The sequence below is a fragment of the Paenibacillus sp. MABNR03 genome, from assembly GCF_050455445.1.
GTDB lineage: Bacteria > Bacillota > Bacilli > Paenibacillales > Paenibacillaceae > Paenibacillus > Paenibacillus xylanilyticus.
In genome coordinates this window covers 1,548,129-1,565,777 of sequence record NZ_JBCIYR010000001.1, presented here as the reverse complement: position 1 = coordinate 1,565,777, position 17,649 = coordinate 1,548,129, and the positions used below count along the sequence as shown (strand labels likewise).

At 44.2% G+C, this 17,649-nt stretch carries 14 protein-coding genes; 10 read left to right on the top strand and 4 right to left on the bottom strand.

Going from position 1 to position 17,649, the window contains the following annotated elements:
• Nucleotides 1-130 precede the first annotated feature (130 nt).
• Entirely contained in the window at nt 131-946 is an 816-nt protein-coding gene (locus AAIH57_RS06665) for a helix-turn-helix domain-containing protein (RefSeq protein WP_312884364.1), read from the top strand.
• 245 nt (nt 947-1,191) lie between these two features.
• Here the strand turns inward: AAIH57_RS06665 and AAIH57_RS06660 are convergent, their stop codons facing one another.
• Nucleotides 1,192-2,355, bottom strand: coding sequence for a glycoside hydrolase family 27 protein (locus AAIH57_RS06660; protein ID WP_430021017.1), 1,164 nt, complete (start codon nt 2,353-2,355; stop codon nt 1,192-1,194).
• A 793-nt stretch (nt 2,356-3,148) separates the two neighbouring features.
• Here AAIH57_RS06660 and AAIH57_RS06655 point away from each other — a divergent pair.
• A complete protein-coding gene (locus AAIH57_RS06655; RefSeq protein WP_430021016.1) occupies nt 3,149-4,360 on the top strand; it encodes a GNAT family N-acetyltransferase in 1,212 nt (403 codons plus the stop codon).
• Between the two features lie 194 nt (nt 4,361-4,554).
• Here the strand turns inward: AAIH57_RS06655 and AAIH57_RS06650 are convergent, their stop codons facing one another.
• The 3 genes from AAIH57_RS06650 to AAIH57_RS06640 all read right to left on the bottom strand — a co-directional run bounded on the left by AAIH57_RS06650 (nt 4,555) and on the right by AAIH57_RS06640 (nt 6,083).
• The gene (locus AAIH57_RS06650) at nt 4,555-4,977 is read right to left on the bottom strand and encodes a hypothetical protein (RefSeq protein WP_175398741.1); all 423 of its coding nucleotides are present in this window, start codon (nt 4,975-4,977) and stop codon (nt 4,555-4,557) included.
• Nucleotides 4,978-5,132: 155 nt separating this feature from the next.
• Entirely contained in the window at nt 5,133-5,585 is a 453-nt protein-coding gene (locus AAIH57_RS06645; protein WP_430021015.1) for a hypothetical protein, read from the bottom strand.
• A 51-nt stretch (nt 5,586-5,636) separates the two neighbouring features.
• Nucleotides 5,637-6,083, bottom strand: a complete 447-nt coding sequence (locus tag AAIH57_RS06640; protein WP_175398739.1) for a hypothetical protein — start codon at nt 6,081-6,083, stop codon at nt 5,637-5,639.
• 401 nt (nt 6,084-6,484) lie between these two features.
• Between AAIH57_RS06640 and AAIH57_RS06635 the strand changes: the two genes are divergently transcribed.
• The 8 genes from AAIH57_RS06635 (at nt 6,485) to AAIH57_RS06600 (ending at nt 17,634) form a co-directional block, all read left to right on the top strand.
• Nucleotides 6,485-6,727 (top strand): kanamycin nucleotidyltransferase C-terminal domain-containing protein, encoded by a 243-nt coding sequence (locus AAIH57_RS06635; protein WP_430021014.1) that lies wholly within the window; start codon nt 6,485-6,487, stop codon nt 6,725-6,727.
• A 76-nt stretch (nt 6,728-6,803) separates the two neighbouring features.
• The gene (locus tag AAIH57_RS06630; protein WP_430021013.1) at nt 6,804-7,430 is read left to right on the top strand and encodes a transglutaminase-like domain-containing protein; all 627 of its coding nucleotides are present in this window, start codon (nt 6,804-6,806) and stop codon (nt 7,428-7,430) included.
• A 447-nt stretch (nt 7,431-7,877) separates the two neighbouring features.
• Entirely contained in the window at nt 7,878-9,716 is a 1,839-nt protein-coding gene (locus AAIH57_RS06625) for a sensor histidine kinase (RefSeq protein ID WP_430021012.1), read from the top strand.
• Nucleotides 9,694-11,277 carry a helix-turn-helix domain-containing protein gene (locus AAIH57_RS06620; protein ID WP_430021011.1) on the top strand — a complete coding sequence of 528 codons (1,584 nt, stop codon included), beginning with the start codon at nt 9,694-9,696 and terminating at the stop codon, nt 11,275-11,277. The genes AAIH57_RS06625 and AAIH57_RS06620 overlap by 23 nt, the downstream gene beginning before the upstream one ends.
• A 149-nt stretch (nt 11,278-11,426) precedes the next feature.
• On the top strand, nt 11,427-12,332 hold the full coding sequence (locus AAIH57_RS06615) for an ABC transporter permease (RefSeq protein ID WP_430021010.1): 906 nt from the start codon (nt 11,427-11,429) through the stop codon (nt 12,330-12,332).
• Between the two features lie 2 nt (nt 12,333-12,334).
• A complete protein-coding gene (locus tag AAIH57_RS06610) occupies nt 12,335-13,204 on the top strand; it encodes a carbohydrate ABC transporter permease (protein WP_175398734.1) in 870 nt (289 codons plus the stop codon).
• 64 nt (nt 13,205-13,268) lie between these two features.
• A complete protein-coding gene (locus AAIH57_RS06605; RefSeq protein ID WP_175398733.1) occupies nt 13,269-14,840 on the top strand; it encodes an extracellular solute-binding protein in 1,572 nt (523 codons plus the stop codon).
• A 115-nt stretch (nt 14,841-14,955) separates the two neighbouring features.
• A complete protein-coding gene (locus AAIH57_RS06600; RefSeq protein WP_430021009.1) occupies nt 14,956-17,634 on the top strand; it encodes a glycosylhydrolase-like jelly roll fold domain-containing protein in 2,679 nt (892 codons plus the stop codon).
• The last annotated feature ends 15 nt before the right edge of the window (nt 17,635-17,649 follow it).

Below are 17,649 nucleotides of genomic sequence, written 5' to 3'. Positions count from 1 at the left end.
GAATCTCTGAGTTATTAGCCCTCTGTCTCTATCATAAGCAACTTGAAGCGTTGTTCCCAGCACCTGAAATAAATCAATAACTCCTCATAATGATATATAATGACAGGTAACAAGAATGGAGGTGCCGGATGTGGACTCGTTATGGAGAGACGGGAGCAGGGCGAGCCAGGTTTATTTTATCAGCGGCGGGCATAAACCGGTAAATCTTCACCAGTGGGGACCTGGGGTGCGTGACGTCTATGCACTGCATTACATCATTCATGGGCAGGGCACACTGGAAACAGACGGCCAGTATTTTCGGCTGGGCGCCGGAGAGAGCTTTATCATTTTTCCGCAAAAAGAAATCTATTACTACCCCGACCCTGCCGACCCGTGGGAATACGTATGGATGGAGTTCAGCGGGCGAGATGCAGAACGGTTCATAGAGTTGACTCAGCTTTCGGTCCAGCACCCTGCACTGCCAGCAGCGCCGGAATGCTTGGAACCCTTGTTTCATTTGGCCTGGAATGCGGGGACATCGCCATGTGAAGTGTTAAGGGCGGATGCACGTTTGCGTCTTTTATTGTCGTATTATATGGAGTTTTTTCCAAGCGAGAAGCAGGAGGAAGCCAGAGATTATGTGTGGCTGGCGATAACGTATATTGAGCAGAACTACTGGAAATCGTCCTTGACGGTTGCGGAGATTGTACAGGCCGTAAATCTGGAGCGAAGCTACCTGTTCCGCAGGTTCAAAGAAGCTACAGGCGAATCGGTTTCTGCGTATATCGCGGCATGCCGCATCCGGCGCGCCTGTGAGCTGCTGAAGTCATCCAGATTATCCATTCAATCCGTTGCCTATTCAGTGGGATACAATGATCCGCTTTATTTTTCCAGAGTGTTCAGAAAAGCAACATCACATACGCCATCAGCATACGTAATGCTGTATCAGAAACAAGCAGAACGTTAGGAGGACAAGCTTGGGTTGCTAATGGATAAGACACACTACGTTTAACGAAAAAGAGCACAGTTCCCCGATTCGCGGAAATAACGGATAAGCTTCTCGATCGGTTTCCGTCCACAGTTCAGCTTCACACCGAGACAATCAATGCAGAGGAACTGCCGGGCTGTGCGCGAGACCAGTTTAATATAGATGCCGACATCGTCCGAGGAGAGCGGAACGGAACAGGAGGTGCACAGGCGGCATTTTGTCATTTATTTCACCAATTTGGCCCGAACGACGAGACAATCGTGGGCCCCAACAACTGGTGCATAACGCTCACGGAATACACCCAGCTCCTTGTGCTCCCAGCAATCGTAGAGTGACAGGGCATAACCGGCGGCGTAAGGCAGTCCCATATCCCAGAATTGAAGGGACAGCTCGCGCTGACTGTCGCTCAGGTTGAAAAAGCCGATAGCGAGATCTCCGTCTGTCAGCACCTTCACCAGCATGAATACATCGTCTGTGTGGAACCACTGCGGCTCGGGTTTGATGAGGTAAGCTCCGCGTGCCTCCGCGTCCTGGTTGATGGCAAGCAGGTCCGGGTTCAACAAAATTTCCTTGGTGGCCTGATTGGCTTTACGTACATCACATCCAATCATGAGCGGTGAACCCATCATGGACCAGAGGGAGAAATGTGTTTTGTATTCAATGTTGTTACAGCCTCCAATCGTTCCGATAAAGTCGTTGTTGCTTCCACCGTACATGCCAACAATCAGCATGTCCATGTCATTATGGCAGAAGGAGCCAGTGTAGCTTTGTTTGCCGAGCTGAGAAAGAGCCAGTTCTTTGACCGATTCCCAGTTATCTCGTATGTCACCGGTGGAGCGATACATATGAGCCCCTGATCCACGAATCCAGTCATATACGTTATCCTCTCCCCAGTTGCAGGCAGAGAACAGGATATCTCGTCCACAGTTTTTGAGCGCAAGGCTCATCCGCTTGTATAACAGTTCACCCGAGATATGACGCGGCTTGAAACAATAGTCATATTTTAAAAAATCCACACCCCATTCGGCAAACATCGCTGCATCCTGAAATTCATGCTCGAAGCTGCCTGGATAACCTGCACACGTATGTGTACCGACACAGGAGTACATGCCGAACTTCAGGCCTTTATCGTGGATATAATCTGCAAGTGTTTTCATTCCGCTCGGGAATTTCTCTGGATCAGCGACCAAGTTACCATCAGCATCCCTTTCCTTCAGGCTCCAACAATCGTCAATGACGATGTATTCGTAACCAGCTGCTAGGTAACCCTCCGACACAAATACGTCAGCGACATCCCGGATTAATTGCTCATTGATATCCCATGTGAAGGTATTCCATGAATTCCAGCCCAGCGCAGGAGCTAACCCCATTAAAGAATGGTTTCTCATAATCTCGCTTCCTTCCTAATTCTGTTTTCACGTTATGAAGAGAGTGAACATTATTCTTATCTCAAAATAACTACAATGAATTTAAACGATAAATGCGCATTCAGCCATAGCTTGACGTTGCTTGAACATGGACGGATGTTGTTTAGGTGCATTGAACGAAAAGATACATGCTTGCACTAGATGATGGTATATCAATGAAATACATACAATGGCGCTTATTCTTTATTAGGAAGGCGGTTCTAAAAAATGTAGACTCAAACGAGGTTAAAACGATACTAATGCCGCGGGGCAAGAACATGTTTCATTCATGCTGAATCCGTTCCGTTTTTCATGGTTATATTGGGCGGGAAAATGTTCTGGCCATGGAAAAGTCGAAGATCATGTCGACAGTCGTTTATGGGGATTCTTGTCAAGGTAGTCCCAGGCCAATTGCAGGATGGCATGTCGGCACTCCAAGTTGCCATGTATTCGACCAATTCAATGTTATTACGCATTTTGAGTTCAGATTTTCCCTAACCTATTTAACCATTACAATAGAAAGAAGAACTCGGATAAAGAATAAGAAGAAGTTTGGAATAAATTGTGTTTAAACTAACGGGGGCGTTTTTTCAGCAATCTAGTATGTACGAAGCAAGTTTGCTGTGGGGCGCGTTGCAAACCAACGTAATACCGTCAAAAAAGATCATCTGATTGGGGGGGGATCTGTTGTGGTCTCTTAAGAATATAATTCAACTCTGGAATTATTCTGATGTGATTCGCAAATGATAAAACAAAAAAAGGGAGCATCTCGGACATGCGTAAGAGAAATTTGAAAATGCAGAAAGTAGAATTATCACATCTAGAACAATATAGTGAGCTTTTGCGTTATGTGTTTCAGGTTACAAATAATGATCTTCACAAACTGGGTTGGGGAGCAAAGGAAATTCTCCATGAGAAATCACCTGTCTTACAACAAGCAGATGTACTTGGTTGGTTTGATGGAGAAAAACTGATTTCTCAGGTTTCTACATATCCATTTGAGGTCCGGATTTTTAATCAAACTTATGCTATGGGTGGTGTTACAGGCGTAGGTACTTTTCCTGAATATTCTGGGCAAGGCCTAATGAACAAACTGTTGTTACAGGCTCTCACCAATATGCGTGAAAAAAAACAATCCATTTCTTACCTTTATCCGTATTCTATACCCTATTATCGCCGTAAAGGATGGGAAATCATTTCCGATAAAATTGTGTTTGAGGTTCAAGACTACCAATTACCCAAAAACAAACCAGTGCCTGGTGATGTGGCCCGTGTAGAACCGGAAAGCGAAGATGTGAAAACGGCCTATGAACGCTTCTCGCTGCAAACACATGGAGCCATGTTAAGGAAAGAACTTGCGTGGAGTGAGTATTGGCGATGGGACTCAGAAGATCTAACAGCTGCTATCTATTACGGTGAAGACAATAAACCCGAGGGATACTTACTGTATTGGATAGAGGAAGAAGTATTTCATGTCAAAGACATGATTTTCATTCATGAAGAGGCACGAAGTGGACTTTGGAACTTCATTAGTGCGCATTTTTCAATGATATCCAAAGTGGTTGGCAATATTCATACAGATGAACCACTTGCCTTTTTACTGGAAGATGCTGATATTAAAGAAACCATTTCACCTTACTTTATGGCACGGATCGTAGACATTGAGCAATTTGTTTCTAAATATCCATTCAAACCTGCTCCAATAGAACGAGAGTGGACATTCACCTTGTTAGACCCACTGCTATCTTGGAATCAAGGTACATTTACTCTACAAATTGAACCAAATGGATGCGGTCGAGTGATCCGAGGTCAAAATCGTCGTAGCGAAGATAGCATAAGTATCCAGACAATGACAACGATGTTGTTAGGCTATAAGCGTCCTGAATATTTGCATAAAATTGGTCGAATCAAGTGCAATCCAGAAATGCTAGATGTATTAGAAGATGCTATTGAACAGCAGACACCTTATTTTTCAGATTTCTTTTAATTAATGTATAAGGAACAACAACATGGTTGCCCGCCGGGAGTCATCGCGGCGGGCTAATATCCAATAGAGGTAGATTCATGATCTACAGTAAATATGATATGAAAGCAGTTCAGGGTATGTGCAAACCCAATTAATATTAAAAAAGCCCTACCGGTAACAACCCGATAGGGCTTCAAGCATGGCATCAGTGCAAATTAGTCGGAAACAACAAGTCCATCGAAGTTTTCGGGCCCTACACGAACTGTCCCCAATAGGTTGGAACTAATAAATGCACTGTACGTCAATTGAGGTAACAGTGGTGGGTTAAAGTCATCGGCAGAGAACGTGATAACTTGTGGAGCAAGTACGCTCAAACTGAATGTGGATGTCGCTGAATAAATTACCGGATCAGTCGCCAAAGTACCCCTAACTATTCGAATGGTGATACCAACAAGAGCCAGCGGTAATTGCACGGAAACGGTTCCTTTCATCTGCACTCTAAGGTTAGCTCCTGCTCCTGCAGTCTGCAGACCAATCTGGCCAAATAATTGAGGAGTATTGATGACGAGAATCGGCACTGCTATAGAGTTAGCCAAACTGGCATTCTGTGATGTTCTTGCATCAAGAAATGTGGTCATGAAATCTACCTCCTATTCTGTGGGATAGAATAGTATATTCTATGGCTGCTAATACGCTTGGACGTAATTCCAAGTTTACTTGATTTGTAAAGTTTATATGGGGCGATCTATACCTATCTTTATTCTAACATTCCAGAACAAGATGCAATTAGATATTATTCCTCCGAATAAACGGTCGCATTGAAACTCTCAGGGCCTAACCGGATATTACTAACGGGAAATAGAGGATTAAAAGTGAAGGTGGCATATACCGAATAGACAAGTTGCCCATTCACTGGTGGAGGTACGTTGAAATCCGAACCAGTAAATTTGAATACGCAAGGACTGAAGAACTCATTGGCAATAACAATTGTGCCTGCACGATAAACCAATTGTTGTGAACTCCCCAAGTCTCGGTAAACTTCAATGACAAGCTCACCGTTTGTAGAGAGTTGACTGGCTGTCAATTCAACAACACCAGAGAAAAACGTCCGAATAAATGCGCCCGGATTGTTGAACTGTAGGCCTACTTGAGCAAATAAGAGTGGGACACCGTTTGTAAAACTAGGAGTTAAAATGTTATGACCATTGGAGCCTTGAGATGTACGTGCATCTAACGTTTGGACCATAAGGATCTCCTCCTTCCTCATTAATTGTTGAGGCATAACGAAAAAAGGGGGTTAGTCGTCACTGTATGCAACGGCGTTAAAACACTCAGGCCCAATGCGTGTGGCTTGTTCCGTTGGGGAAGCTGGAACAAATGTTATATAGCAAGAATAGATTAGTTGCCCGGAGGGAGGAGAAGGCACATTATAATCGGAGCCTTCGAAGCTCGCCAAAATACTTCCTTCAGATGGAAATATCGGCACAGAGACTACATAGATTGGTGTTCCTGTATTGGTCGAGGTTCTGAAAATCTCAATTCGTATAGATGAAGGTTGGGAAGACAGATTTCCCACCGAGAGTCGATAGGTTCCGTTGAACTGAGTTCGAATAAGCGGGCCAGGGCTGGCAATGTTTAGTCCAAGGATGCCCACCAAAGTTGGCGTGTTTGCAGTAAGTGGAACGTTAAGCGGAGTAACACCGTTAGAACCAAGAGAAGTACGAGCATCAAGTGTACGAACCATAGGGATTCCTCCAATCTAAATCATAAAATGTGAACATCAAGGAGCAGTGGTTGATTATAATCATCACTTGAATCATAATGATCTGTTTTACAAGCACAGTAAAACCAAAAGTAGAAGGGATAAACGGCAGTCTGAATTGTGAATTCTGCTGGTGCTATAGGGAGTCTGGTCTGAAATCTTACCTTTAACTGAACACGAACACGAGGCTTGTCCCAACTTAAGGTCATCTATAAACCTATTCCGACAAACTAGCATCCTATGAAGATCGTGCATCTAAAAAGGTAGTCATATTCTTGTTTATTACCTCCTTTTAAATTGGAATAGAATAATATATGGAGTATTTTGTGTCGTTGTATGGACGTTTCTACTCAAACAGAAAAAAAGGCATATTCATATGGTAAATGGCTAAATTGATTGGACTCTTGAATAAACAATATTACACCAGCAGATCCGTAACTCTGGAAGAATCCATAGAAAAAACAATCAAGCCGGAAGGATCTGTTGAGTTAGCAACAAAAGTAATACGTGGTGAGCTGACTGACAAGGAAGAGCTTTATTTACTTAGTGAAAACTTGTGGTTGGGTTTAAATAATTTGCTCGAGGATATAGGAATAGAATATCGAGACGATATTCTAGAATTGTGAGAGCCTATAATATAAAATTACTTAAAGAAGCGTTAAACCATTTTTTGAGATGATTGTTTTTGTATGAATTCAAGTATTGAAAGGTGTTGATGAAATGAATCTAATCTGTGAATCTCAAGTCGTTACCGATTATTTGACCGTGACAGCAGAGGTCGATTATGATCACCCGTTAATTGTTGGACTAGCTTCGGATTTAGCAGCAGCATCACAAGATCAAGTAGATTTTATTGAAAAGTCATATATCTATGTCAGAGACCAAATTGCACATTCTTGGGATATCCAGAGTTCTAGAATCACTTGTTCCGCATCCGAGACATTGGTTTACAAAGAAGGTATTTGTTATGCCAAAGCAAATCTTTTGTGCGCCATATTACGAGGAGCAGGAATACCTTCTGGCTTCTGTTATCAACGGCTTACGATTGGGGACACTCCAGATACGGGCTTTTGTATCCATGCTTTAAATGCTGTTTATATTCAAAAAATAAATTCATGGATCCGCTTGGACGCACGAGGGAACAAGCCTGGAATCCAAGCAGAGTTCTCACTGGATGGAGAAAAACTTGCTTTTATGATCCGAAAGGAGTACGACGAATCTGAGTATATGACTATATTTAAGTCGCCAAATCTGAAGACCATCGAAACTTTGAAGAATAACACAGACTGCATAAACATGTATCTGCACGGACTACCCGATCGACTGTGATCATTAATTTATTGGGAAACGATAGCTCAATATTACCAGGAATGCAGCCAAGCAAACTTGAGCGGCTGCATGTGTTCAACTAACGGGCAGGGAGCCTGATCGGCTCCCGTGAAGATAGTATCTAAACCACGACATGAGCCGATCACCAGTGATATCGGTGGCTCTTTGTGAAATGTCAGCGGGAAAATACGATTTTTTATGGACATGTTCGCTACTGATCAGCAAACTACGCTTTGGACGATTGGTCAAGTTTGCCTAAACAACAAGGGTGATTTTATAGTGGAGGTCACTCCGGTTACTGCTGAGAAACTTATCAAATCTCCAATAAACTCTTTACAAGGAACAGAAATTGGATGTAAAGTTAACGAAATTACTGAAAATACTAATGGAGAGTTAAATATGGAGTATAACAACCGGATCAGAAAGTTACATATATGGATTAAGAATATGAGATTTCAAAACAAGTTAATGATAAGTTATCTTCTGGCGTGCATTATTCCAGTTTTAATTGTAAGCGTATTCATATTTCAGCAGTCAGCCAAAGGACTGGAAGAATCCTCACAGGAATTTGCCTCCCTCTATACGTCCCAGATCAAATCTTCATTGAATGAATTCATCAAGGAATATGACAAGATTACAAAGTCCGTACTGGTTGACAACGAATTGATCTATAAGCTCGGAGAAGGGTCAAGTGTACCCATGAACGAGGAGGTAAATCAGCGGGTTGCTGTACAGCAACTTCTCATGAGAGTTTCATTGCTCAAATCTGAAATTGGTACCGTAATGCTGATCAGCCGCGATAACAGTGTGTATCAATATACGACTACGACTAGCAGAGTGGATGAGAAAAGACTATTATCCCGGGATTGGTACAAACAGCTCCGTCATTCCGATCAGACCTTTTTTATTAGCGGCCTGCACGATCGTTCCTATTATGAGGACAAAGGCGCAGGGGCTGTTGTGACTGTGGGCAGGGTTCTGTTTAACTCCAAGGGGGCGTACGCCGGCATGCTTCTTATTGATCTCGATCCATTTACGCTGCTTCAGCTTGAGCTTGAGTTTTTGCAGGCTCGCGACAAGTATGGTATTAGCGTAATTATAAGCAATGATCGAAGAGAGATCGTTTATCATTCCGAAGCAGCCAGTGGCCGGATGACATGGGAGCAGCTGCTCCATTCAGGATCCGATCTCTCTGGAGACAGCGGAACTAAAGATCGGATTATTTTATCGGAACAGACTTCTCAAGGGGAATTATTCATCAAAACCGAGATTCCCAGGTCCAAATTGCTGCATAAAATCAATCAGATGAAAGGGCTGACCATGATCGTGATCGTGGCAAGTTGTCTGATTATTTTCCTGATCTCACTGTGGCTAAGCTATACGATTACAAGACCCATCAAGGCACTACGAAGAAGCATGAAGCAAGCAGAAGTAGGTCAATATCTGCCCATAGAGAAAGAACCGACCAACGATGAGATTGGAAACCTGGTGTATAGCTACAACAAAATGATTATCACGATCAAAACGTTAATTGAAGAGGTGTACATGGGAGAGATCAAGCAGCGTCAAGCCAAATTCCTTGCTCTTCAAAATCAGATTAACCCCCATATGCTATACAACACATTGGAATCCATTCGAATGAAGGCATTGGTGAAAGATGACGAGGAAACGGCAGGGATGATTAAAATTCTGGCTCGCATGTTTCGGTTAACGCTTGGGAAAGAGGGAAGGCACCATTCGATTAAGCATGAACTGGAGTACACAGCCAACTATCTGCAGCTTCAAAACATCCGATTCGATAATATGTTCGAATTGTCTGTTAACATGCCGGATGAAATGCTGGAGTGCAGCATCATTCCTTTGGTATTTCAGCCTATCGTGGAGAATAGCATCAACCATGGTTTTGCAGGCTACAGCCAGGCATTATGTATCGAAATTGAGGGGAGCTGGACGGAACACGGAGAGATTCTGATCCGAATTTCAGACAACGGAACCGGAATGACGGCAGAGAAATTGGCGGAGCTGGATGCGCTGCTGGAACAGGCGGCTTCAAATAGATACAGCCTGGATAACCCAGATGATTTGGGAGAGAACGGTCTGGGTCTGACCAACATTGCAGAACGGATTAAGCTCCATTATGGAGATTCATATTACGTTAAGGTGTTGTCTGGTATCAAAAATGGAACGACCATCGAAATTCGGATTCCAGGGATAGGCATACCTCAGCATATAAGTTCCAATGCGAAGAAGGAAGGTGAGAGAAATGAAACTGATCTTGGTCGATGATGAAAAAGGGATATTGGAAGGACTCAAAAAGATGGTAGATCGCTATATTCCGGAATGTGAAGTGGTTGGAACAGCCTACAATGGGCTTGAAGGCTTCGAGCTGATTCAAAGATGGCAGCCGGACATCGTTATTACCGATATTCGAATGCCGCAGGCCGGTGGACTGGACATGATCCAAATGCTCAAAACGGTCGATATTCAGAGCAAATTCATTTTGCTAAGCGGATATGCCGACTTTGAATATGCCCAGAAAGGCATAAAGCTGGGTGTGAACTTTTACATTAACAAGCCGGTTGAGGAACAGGAGTTGCGAGACTGTGTCTGTCAGGTCATGGAGATGATTCGCCTAGAGCGAAGCAAAGTCCAGGAAATGGATGCCTTAAAGCAGGCAACGTATCTCCGCATTCAGGAAGATGGCTTGCGAGATATTCTGGATATGGGCAGCGACCATACCGAAATTGCAGAGGAGCTGCTAAGGATCGGATGCATGCCTGGGGAGGGAGCACATTTTGCGTGTATCCTGATTGATATCAATAGTAACGCAGAAGGTCTGAAGGATCTTGGTTTTGATTCCGTTTTTAGGCAGATTGATCTGGTCTTCAGACATTACGGTAGTGTATATCGTTTTCGCTATACAGGCGCACAAATTGCGGTAATCGTGATCCACGGTGCAGCTTTGGAGAACAGAGATATGGTTCACACGGCACAGCGCCTTCATGAGGTCCTGTTCAGACAACTGAACGTTTCCAGTGTGATTGGCATCGGAAGCGTGCAGAAACAGCCAGGTGGTATTAGCCAATCCTTTGAAGAAGCGCGAAATGCGCTTAGCTATCAGGTGATCAAGGGCGGAGAAGCCGTCATTTCGTTTACCCAGATCATGGATATGAGCGGGAAAAACGAGCTGGTTACAGAGGAGATGATCGCTGGCTTGGAGGCCGCGATCGACAACATGGATGAGAGAGAAAGCGTGGAAATGATCCACCGAATCTTTAGGAGAATAGAAGCTGAACCAGGTTTCAGTCCGGCAGATCTCCAACTGCAATGCTTGAACTTGCTTCTGTTAAGCATTCGAAAGGTATCTTTTCAGCAGCTTCAGCAGAATAAATTGTTGAGTCGTCAGCTGTTAACTTTGGAGGGTATTTCACGGTTTAAGACACTAGCGTCTCTGGAGCAATGGATGGTAGAAGTCATTGGCGGAATCATTGCATTTATGCTGGAACATCGTACTTCCAAAAAGAAGGACATGATCTCAGAGATCAAGGAATATGTTACAGCCCATTATGATGAACCCATCAGTCTAGCTGAATTAGCTGCTCGTTTTTACATGAATCCATATTACCTGAGCCAATTTTTCAAACAAAAGACAGGCGAAACGTATTTGAATTTCTTGACCCACATACGGATCAGCAAAGCCAAGGAGTTGCTTGAACAGACGGATTTGAAGGTATATGAAATCTGCCATAAGGTGGGTTATTCGGATGCGCAGCATTTTGCACGCATGTTCGAAAAATGGACCGGATTCAAACCAAGGGAATATCGGAAAAGTCTTGCAAAACAATAAAAATTAAGGATGCCACTTCATTTCGAAGTGGCATCCTTTTCCTTAAAAATCACTTGTTTTAACTTAAAAATGCCTAATTGAGAGAGGATTATTCTGGCTGTATAGTTATCTTGTAAGCGGATTCATTAGAAGGTACTGGGGGGGATAAGTTGAAGGTTTTTGCGTTTCATCGAATGAAAGTGTTTTGGCCACTATACGTGATGGCTATTCCAGGTATCGTTTTTCTCATTGTGTTTAAATTTGTCCCGCTGGGCGGTGCGATCATCGCCTTCAAGGATTACTCGGTATTTCAAGGGTTCGGTGACAGTCCGTGGGTAGGACTCAAACATTTTAAGGCCTTAATTGACCACCCCGATTTTGCCAGGGTTTTTGGAAATACCCTAATGCTCGGATTTCTCAAACTTGTATTGGTTTTTCCGGTGCCTGTATTGCTGGCACTGATGATTAACGAGATTCGCAAATCGGCGTTAAAAAAAGGAATCCAAACGGCGCTGTATATCCCGCATTTCTTATCCTGGGTTATTGTGGGCGGAATCCTGTTCGATTTCTTTTCTTTAAGCGGATTGTTCAATATCGTTATTGGGTGGTTTGGTTTGGAACCTGTGCTGGCCATGCAGGAGAGTGCATATTTCAGACCCATCTATGCAATCTCGTCCATCTGGAGAGACGCCGGGTGGGGAACTGTGGTGTACATGGCAGCAATTAGCGCAATCGATCCTCAACTCTACGAATCTGCAATGATCGATGGTGCATCAAAACTAAGGCAAATTCGCCATATCACGTTCCCGCTGCTCTTACCAACCGTTCTTGTGCTTTTCCTGTTGGAAATCGGAAACTTCCTGGATCTCGGATTTGATCAGGTATTTAATCTGCTCACTCCGATGACATACAGTGTGGGAGATATCTTGGACACCTACGTGTTCCGGACGGGTATTCAGCAAGCACAGTACAGCTTCGCGACGGCAGTGGGATTATTTCAGTCGGTGATTGGTTTTATCCTGGTATTTGTATTTAATAAACTGTCCAAAAAAGTGTCGGATGGGGGGCTTTGGTAGGAATGGTAGAATCCAAAAGAGAACGAGCATTTGTTACCGGAGTGACCATTTTTCTCATCCTGTTTTCCATTGCAGCCATAGTACCGCTTCTGTCCGTAATCTCCACGTCATTTAGTTCCAAAAGCGTCGTGGATATGAACCTGGTAACACTGTGGCCAAAAGAGTTTACGCTTGATTCATGGAAGTATATCATTGATCGACCGGATCTGTGGAAGTCCTTCTTCCTGACGGTAGGCACTACGGTTATTGGGACGGTACTGGCTCTTCTGATGACAGCCTTGTTCGCGTATCCGCTGTCCAAGTCAGAGTTTCGCTGGGGCTCCTTGATTATGGTATGCGTTGTGATTGCAATGATCTTCAAAGCGCCGATCGTTCCATATTTCCTGACGGTCCGCAGCATTGGACTTTATGATAATCCGCTGGTCCTGATCCTGCCGCATATTCTAAATCCCTTTAATTTAATCATCATGAGAACCTTCTTCAAACAATTTCCCAAGGAGCTGGAGGAGGCAGCCTTTCTTGAAGGCTGTGGATATTTCCGAATGCTGTTCCATTTCGTTCTTCCATTATCCAAGGCCGTTATGGCAACTCTTGCTTTATTCTACGGTGTGGTGTTGTGGAACCAGTTTCAGCATCCGCTATTTTTCCTGCAGGATACCAACTGGTTTCCGCTGCAGATCAAGATCAGGCAGTTTATCACCGATGATAGCGTCATGATGGCAGGTGCTGCTTCAACGGTGGACCTGAATTATAATGAGCGGACACTGAGAGCGGCAACTGTCATTTTTGCGATCATTCCGATCATCATTGTGTATCCCTTCCTGCAAAAGTATTTTGTCAAAGGAGCCATGCTTGGCTCAGTGAAGGGCTGATCTCGTTTTACCAATGAAACAGGAAGAATGTACAAGAATAACCGTGATTGAAGGGGGATTAGCTATGATTCTTAAAAAGATGGGTTTAATGATGGCCGCAGGTGTTCTTGCGATAAGCACGATTACCGGCTGCAATTCAAGCTCTACAGGTGATACTTCCGCTTCTGGCCAGACTTCCACCAATGAGGATGGAACGGTCGATATCGAAGTATGGGGAACGAACATTGGTTATAAACCGATTACCAAGGGCAGCAAGTTATATGATTTTTATAAGGAAAAGCTTGGCGTGGGTGTGATTCATCCGTATGTGGAATGGAACGGGGGCACCAATTATCTGAACCAGCTGAATCTGAAAATCGCCGCCAATGAAATGCCGGACTTATTCATACCTCAGCAGGGGATTGAAGACAGCTTGGCTAAAAATGGTGCCATTGCCGATCTGACCGACCTGCTGCCCAAATATGCGCCCAATGTATGGGAGGCCATTCCGCAGGATATGTGGGATGTGGTCAAAGCGAACGATCCTACGGGTCAGGGCAGAATCTATTATATTCCCGGTGTTGTGGAGTACGGGAGATACGCTGGCATGATCCGTCAGGATTGGCTCGATAAGCTGGGTCTGACGATGCCGAAGACGCAGGACGAATACGTTAATGTACTCGAAGCATTCCGGGACAAGGACCCGAATGGTAACGGCCAGAAAGATGAGCTGCCTACGGGCGGCAGGGAGCAGGCTAGATGGATGGACCACCTGTTCGCCATGTACGGGGTAGCCATGTTCGAAGGTTATCCGGAGTGGGATATCTACAATGGTGAGCTGACTTATTCTGCAGTGACTCCGAATATGAGAGCAGCGCTGGAATTCGCGGCCAAACTGTACAAGGAAGGATTAATTGACAAGGAATCACTTTTGAACACAAAGGATAAGTGGGATGGCAAAATTCAGTCTGACAAGGCTGGGAATTATTTTCACTGGGTTGAGCATGGCAATTTGATTTTGGAGAATCTGGAAAAGAACACCGGCGTGAAGGCTAACTTTACCGTGCTCCCTGTACCGGAAGTCGAGGGATATGAAGGTTTCTACACGATGAAGAGATTTGCACCTCCACAATGGGTCATCAAGAACAATAAGGACGAGAACAAGCTGATGGCCACCCTGAAGCTGCTGAACAATATGTATGACAAAAAGAACTGGAAGGATCTGTTTCTGGGCGTGGAAGGTATGCACTATGAGATGAAGGACGGCAAGGCTGTTAAACTTCCCGATGACAAGAGCAGTCAGGAAAATCAGCTTTTAAATCCGTATTCAACGTTGGCGACACTTGATTTTACGATAGATCTGTTTAACAGTACGTCATCGGAAGACAGTAAATGGGCGATCGACCAGGTGACCCGAAATATGCAGGAGGCCCAGAAATACGCGAAAGTCATTGCCGGTGACGGTATGCCAGCCAGCGTATACGACAGCTTCCCGGACATTAATAATCGTACATTATATGTGGAATACGCCACTAAAATCATTCTGGGACAGTACCCGATCAGCAAGTTTGATGAGTTTGTAGATAAATGGAATGCATCGGGCGGGGAAGAAGTGACAAAGCGCGCAAGAGAATGGTATGCCAAGGTACAAAAATAATAACCATCAAAACGTATATCCGCCCTCTATTCAGTTGAAGACGGGCGGATATTTCATATTGTTAGGGTGTGTTGGACATCGTCTGGTTGAAATTAGACCGAAATAGGAGGTAATCATGAGAAATCGTTTAATGGACGTGCTTGAGGGAAGGGAACATAATTATATCCTCCCATTTCTATGGCAGCATGGGGAGGAAGAACGCGTGATACGGGAAGAGATGGCTCGCGTACATGAAGCAGGCATCGGGGCCGTATGCGTTGAAGCCCGGCCTCATCCTGATTTTCTGGGACCGAAGTGGTGGACAGACATGGACATTATTATGGATGAAGCCCGTAAGCGCGGGATGAAGGTATGGTTGCTTGATGATGATCATTTTCCAACGGGACATGCGGCAGGCAAGGTGAAGGAAGCCCCGGAAGAGCTCCATCGCTTGTTTCTGGGTGAACGATATATTGATACGATTGGGCCTGCTCAAGGAGCATCTTTTTTGATAGATACTTTGCTGATGGCGGGGCTTCGACCTACCGTGTCCCTAAACCAAAACGCGAGTAGTCATAACAAACTCGTTGCCGTTGTGGCTGTCCGCCGAAATCCAACCGATGGAACATTGCTTTCTGAATATATAGACATAACAGAATTTGTGAATAATGGTACCCTTTATTGGGATGTCCCTGATGGGTATTGGCGTATGTTTATTATTTCGGAAAATAGAGAGAGCGGCAGCAAGGCACAGGAAGAATATCTGAACCCCTTAGTACGCGAATCAGTACAAATTCTGCTGGACACGGTTTATGAGGCTGTTTATGAACGTTACAAAGAAGATTTCGGTAAAACGTTTGCTGGATTCTTTTCGGACGAACCTGGATTCTACAATGATAAAACCACGTTTGACTTTAATTCTAAACCCGGTAAACAAGAAGTATCGCTGCCTTGGAGCAATGAAGTATCCGTTTTACTTGAGCAGGCGTTGGGTGAGGATTATCGAAAGCATTTATATCTACTTTGGCAGGATGTGGGGGGGAAATCCAATATCGTACGGTACACTTATATGAATATCGTCAGCAAACTGTACGCGGACAACTTCTGTAATCAAATTGGAACCTGGTGCAGAGCCCGTGGAATAGAATATATCGGACATGTACTCGAAGATAATAACGTCCATGCAAGACTAGGTCCCGGCGCGGGCCACTTTTTCCGCTCCCTCTGGGGACAAGACATGTCGGGTATTGATGTAGTACTTTGGCAAATCGTCCCTGGCTTCGATGAATTGAGTTTCCGCACAACATTTGGGGAGACAGATAGTGAATTCTTCCACTATGGCTTGGCTAAGCTTGGTGTGTCTCTAGGGCATATTGATCCGAAAAAGCAAGGACGGACGATGTGCGAATTGTATGGAGCATATGGTTGGACAGAAGGGCTGAAGCTGATGAAGTGGCTGACCGACCATATGCTGGTCCGCGGCGTTAACTACTTCGTACCACATGCCTTCACTCCAAAATCGTTCCCGGATCCGGATTGTCCACCCCATATGTATGCAGGTGGGAAAAACCCGCAGTATCGTTATTATAGGTATTTAAATCAATATATGAATAGGATGAGTCACCTGATTTCCGGGGGAAGACATGTGGCATCTGCTGCTGTTTTGTATCACGCAGAAGCCGAATGGGCGGGGGAATCCATGTATTTTCAAAAGCCTGTAAAGGCATTGATGCAGCGTCAAATTGATTGCGACATTCTTCCTATCGATGTTCTTTTAGAAGATGCCAATGCCAATGTGATTGAAGGTAGACTGCATGTTCATCAAGAGGATTACAGATGTCTGATCGTACCCTATTCGGAGGCACTTCCTGCAGCGATGCTCCAGCGTTTAGTCCAATTTGTCGAACAAGGACTTGCCGTTCGGTTCGTTGATGGGCTGCCAGCACGATCGAGCGAAGGCCTGGAGGTTTCCAATGAGCTTCAACGACTCGCCAGTCACATGAACGTTAAAGTCTTGTCTTTGGACAAATTGGCACAAGATCTTGTCGCAGACGGACATTTCGATATTCAAGTGGATAACTTTCAACCTTATCTACGGAACTACCACTATATCCATGACGAACTGGATGTTTTTATGTTCTTTAATGAAAGTCCATTTGATACCGTACGTACGAAGGTTGTCTTGCCTGTAGAAGGTGATGTATATGCCTATGATGCATTCCTTAATCGCTTGAACAGCTTGAGTTCGAGAGAGACCGATTTCAAGGCGTTGTCACTTGTTTTGAAACCATATGAATCCATTATCTTGATTCAGGGAAAAGGCCTTGAATGTTATGCCCAAAATCCGCTTTATATAGAGAAAGAGAAAATGAAGGTTATGGATTTCGAGGCAGAATGGACGGTTTCCACTGCAGTTGCCGAACACTATCCTCACTTTGTTGAATGGGGAAAATTAAATACTCTAACTAATATGAGTTTGCCTGATTATCTACCGCATTTCTCTGGCACATTCCGTTATGAAACTGAATTTGAATGGAACGAATCGGTGACTCAAGTGCATTTAGATCTCGGCGAGGTATTTGAAACGGCAGAAGTGTGGCTGAATGGTGAGCATGTAGGAGTTCGCATCTGTCCACCTTATCGGTTAGAAGTCTCAGGTTTGTTAAACAAAGGAATTAATAACATCGCTATTGAAGTCACTAATACATTGGTCAAAGATCAGCGGGATTTCTTATCAGCTTTTGCCCAACAGGAGCCAAGCGGACTTATTGGACCTGTTACATTTCTAACATCATTTCAAACAACTGAATTTTGAAAGGGGGGGCTTGAG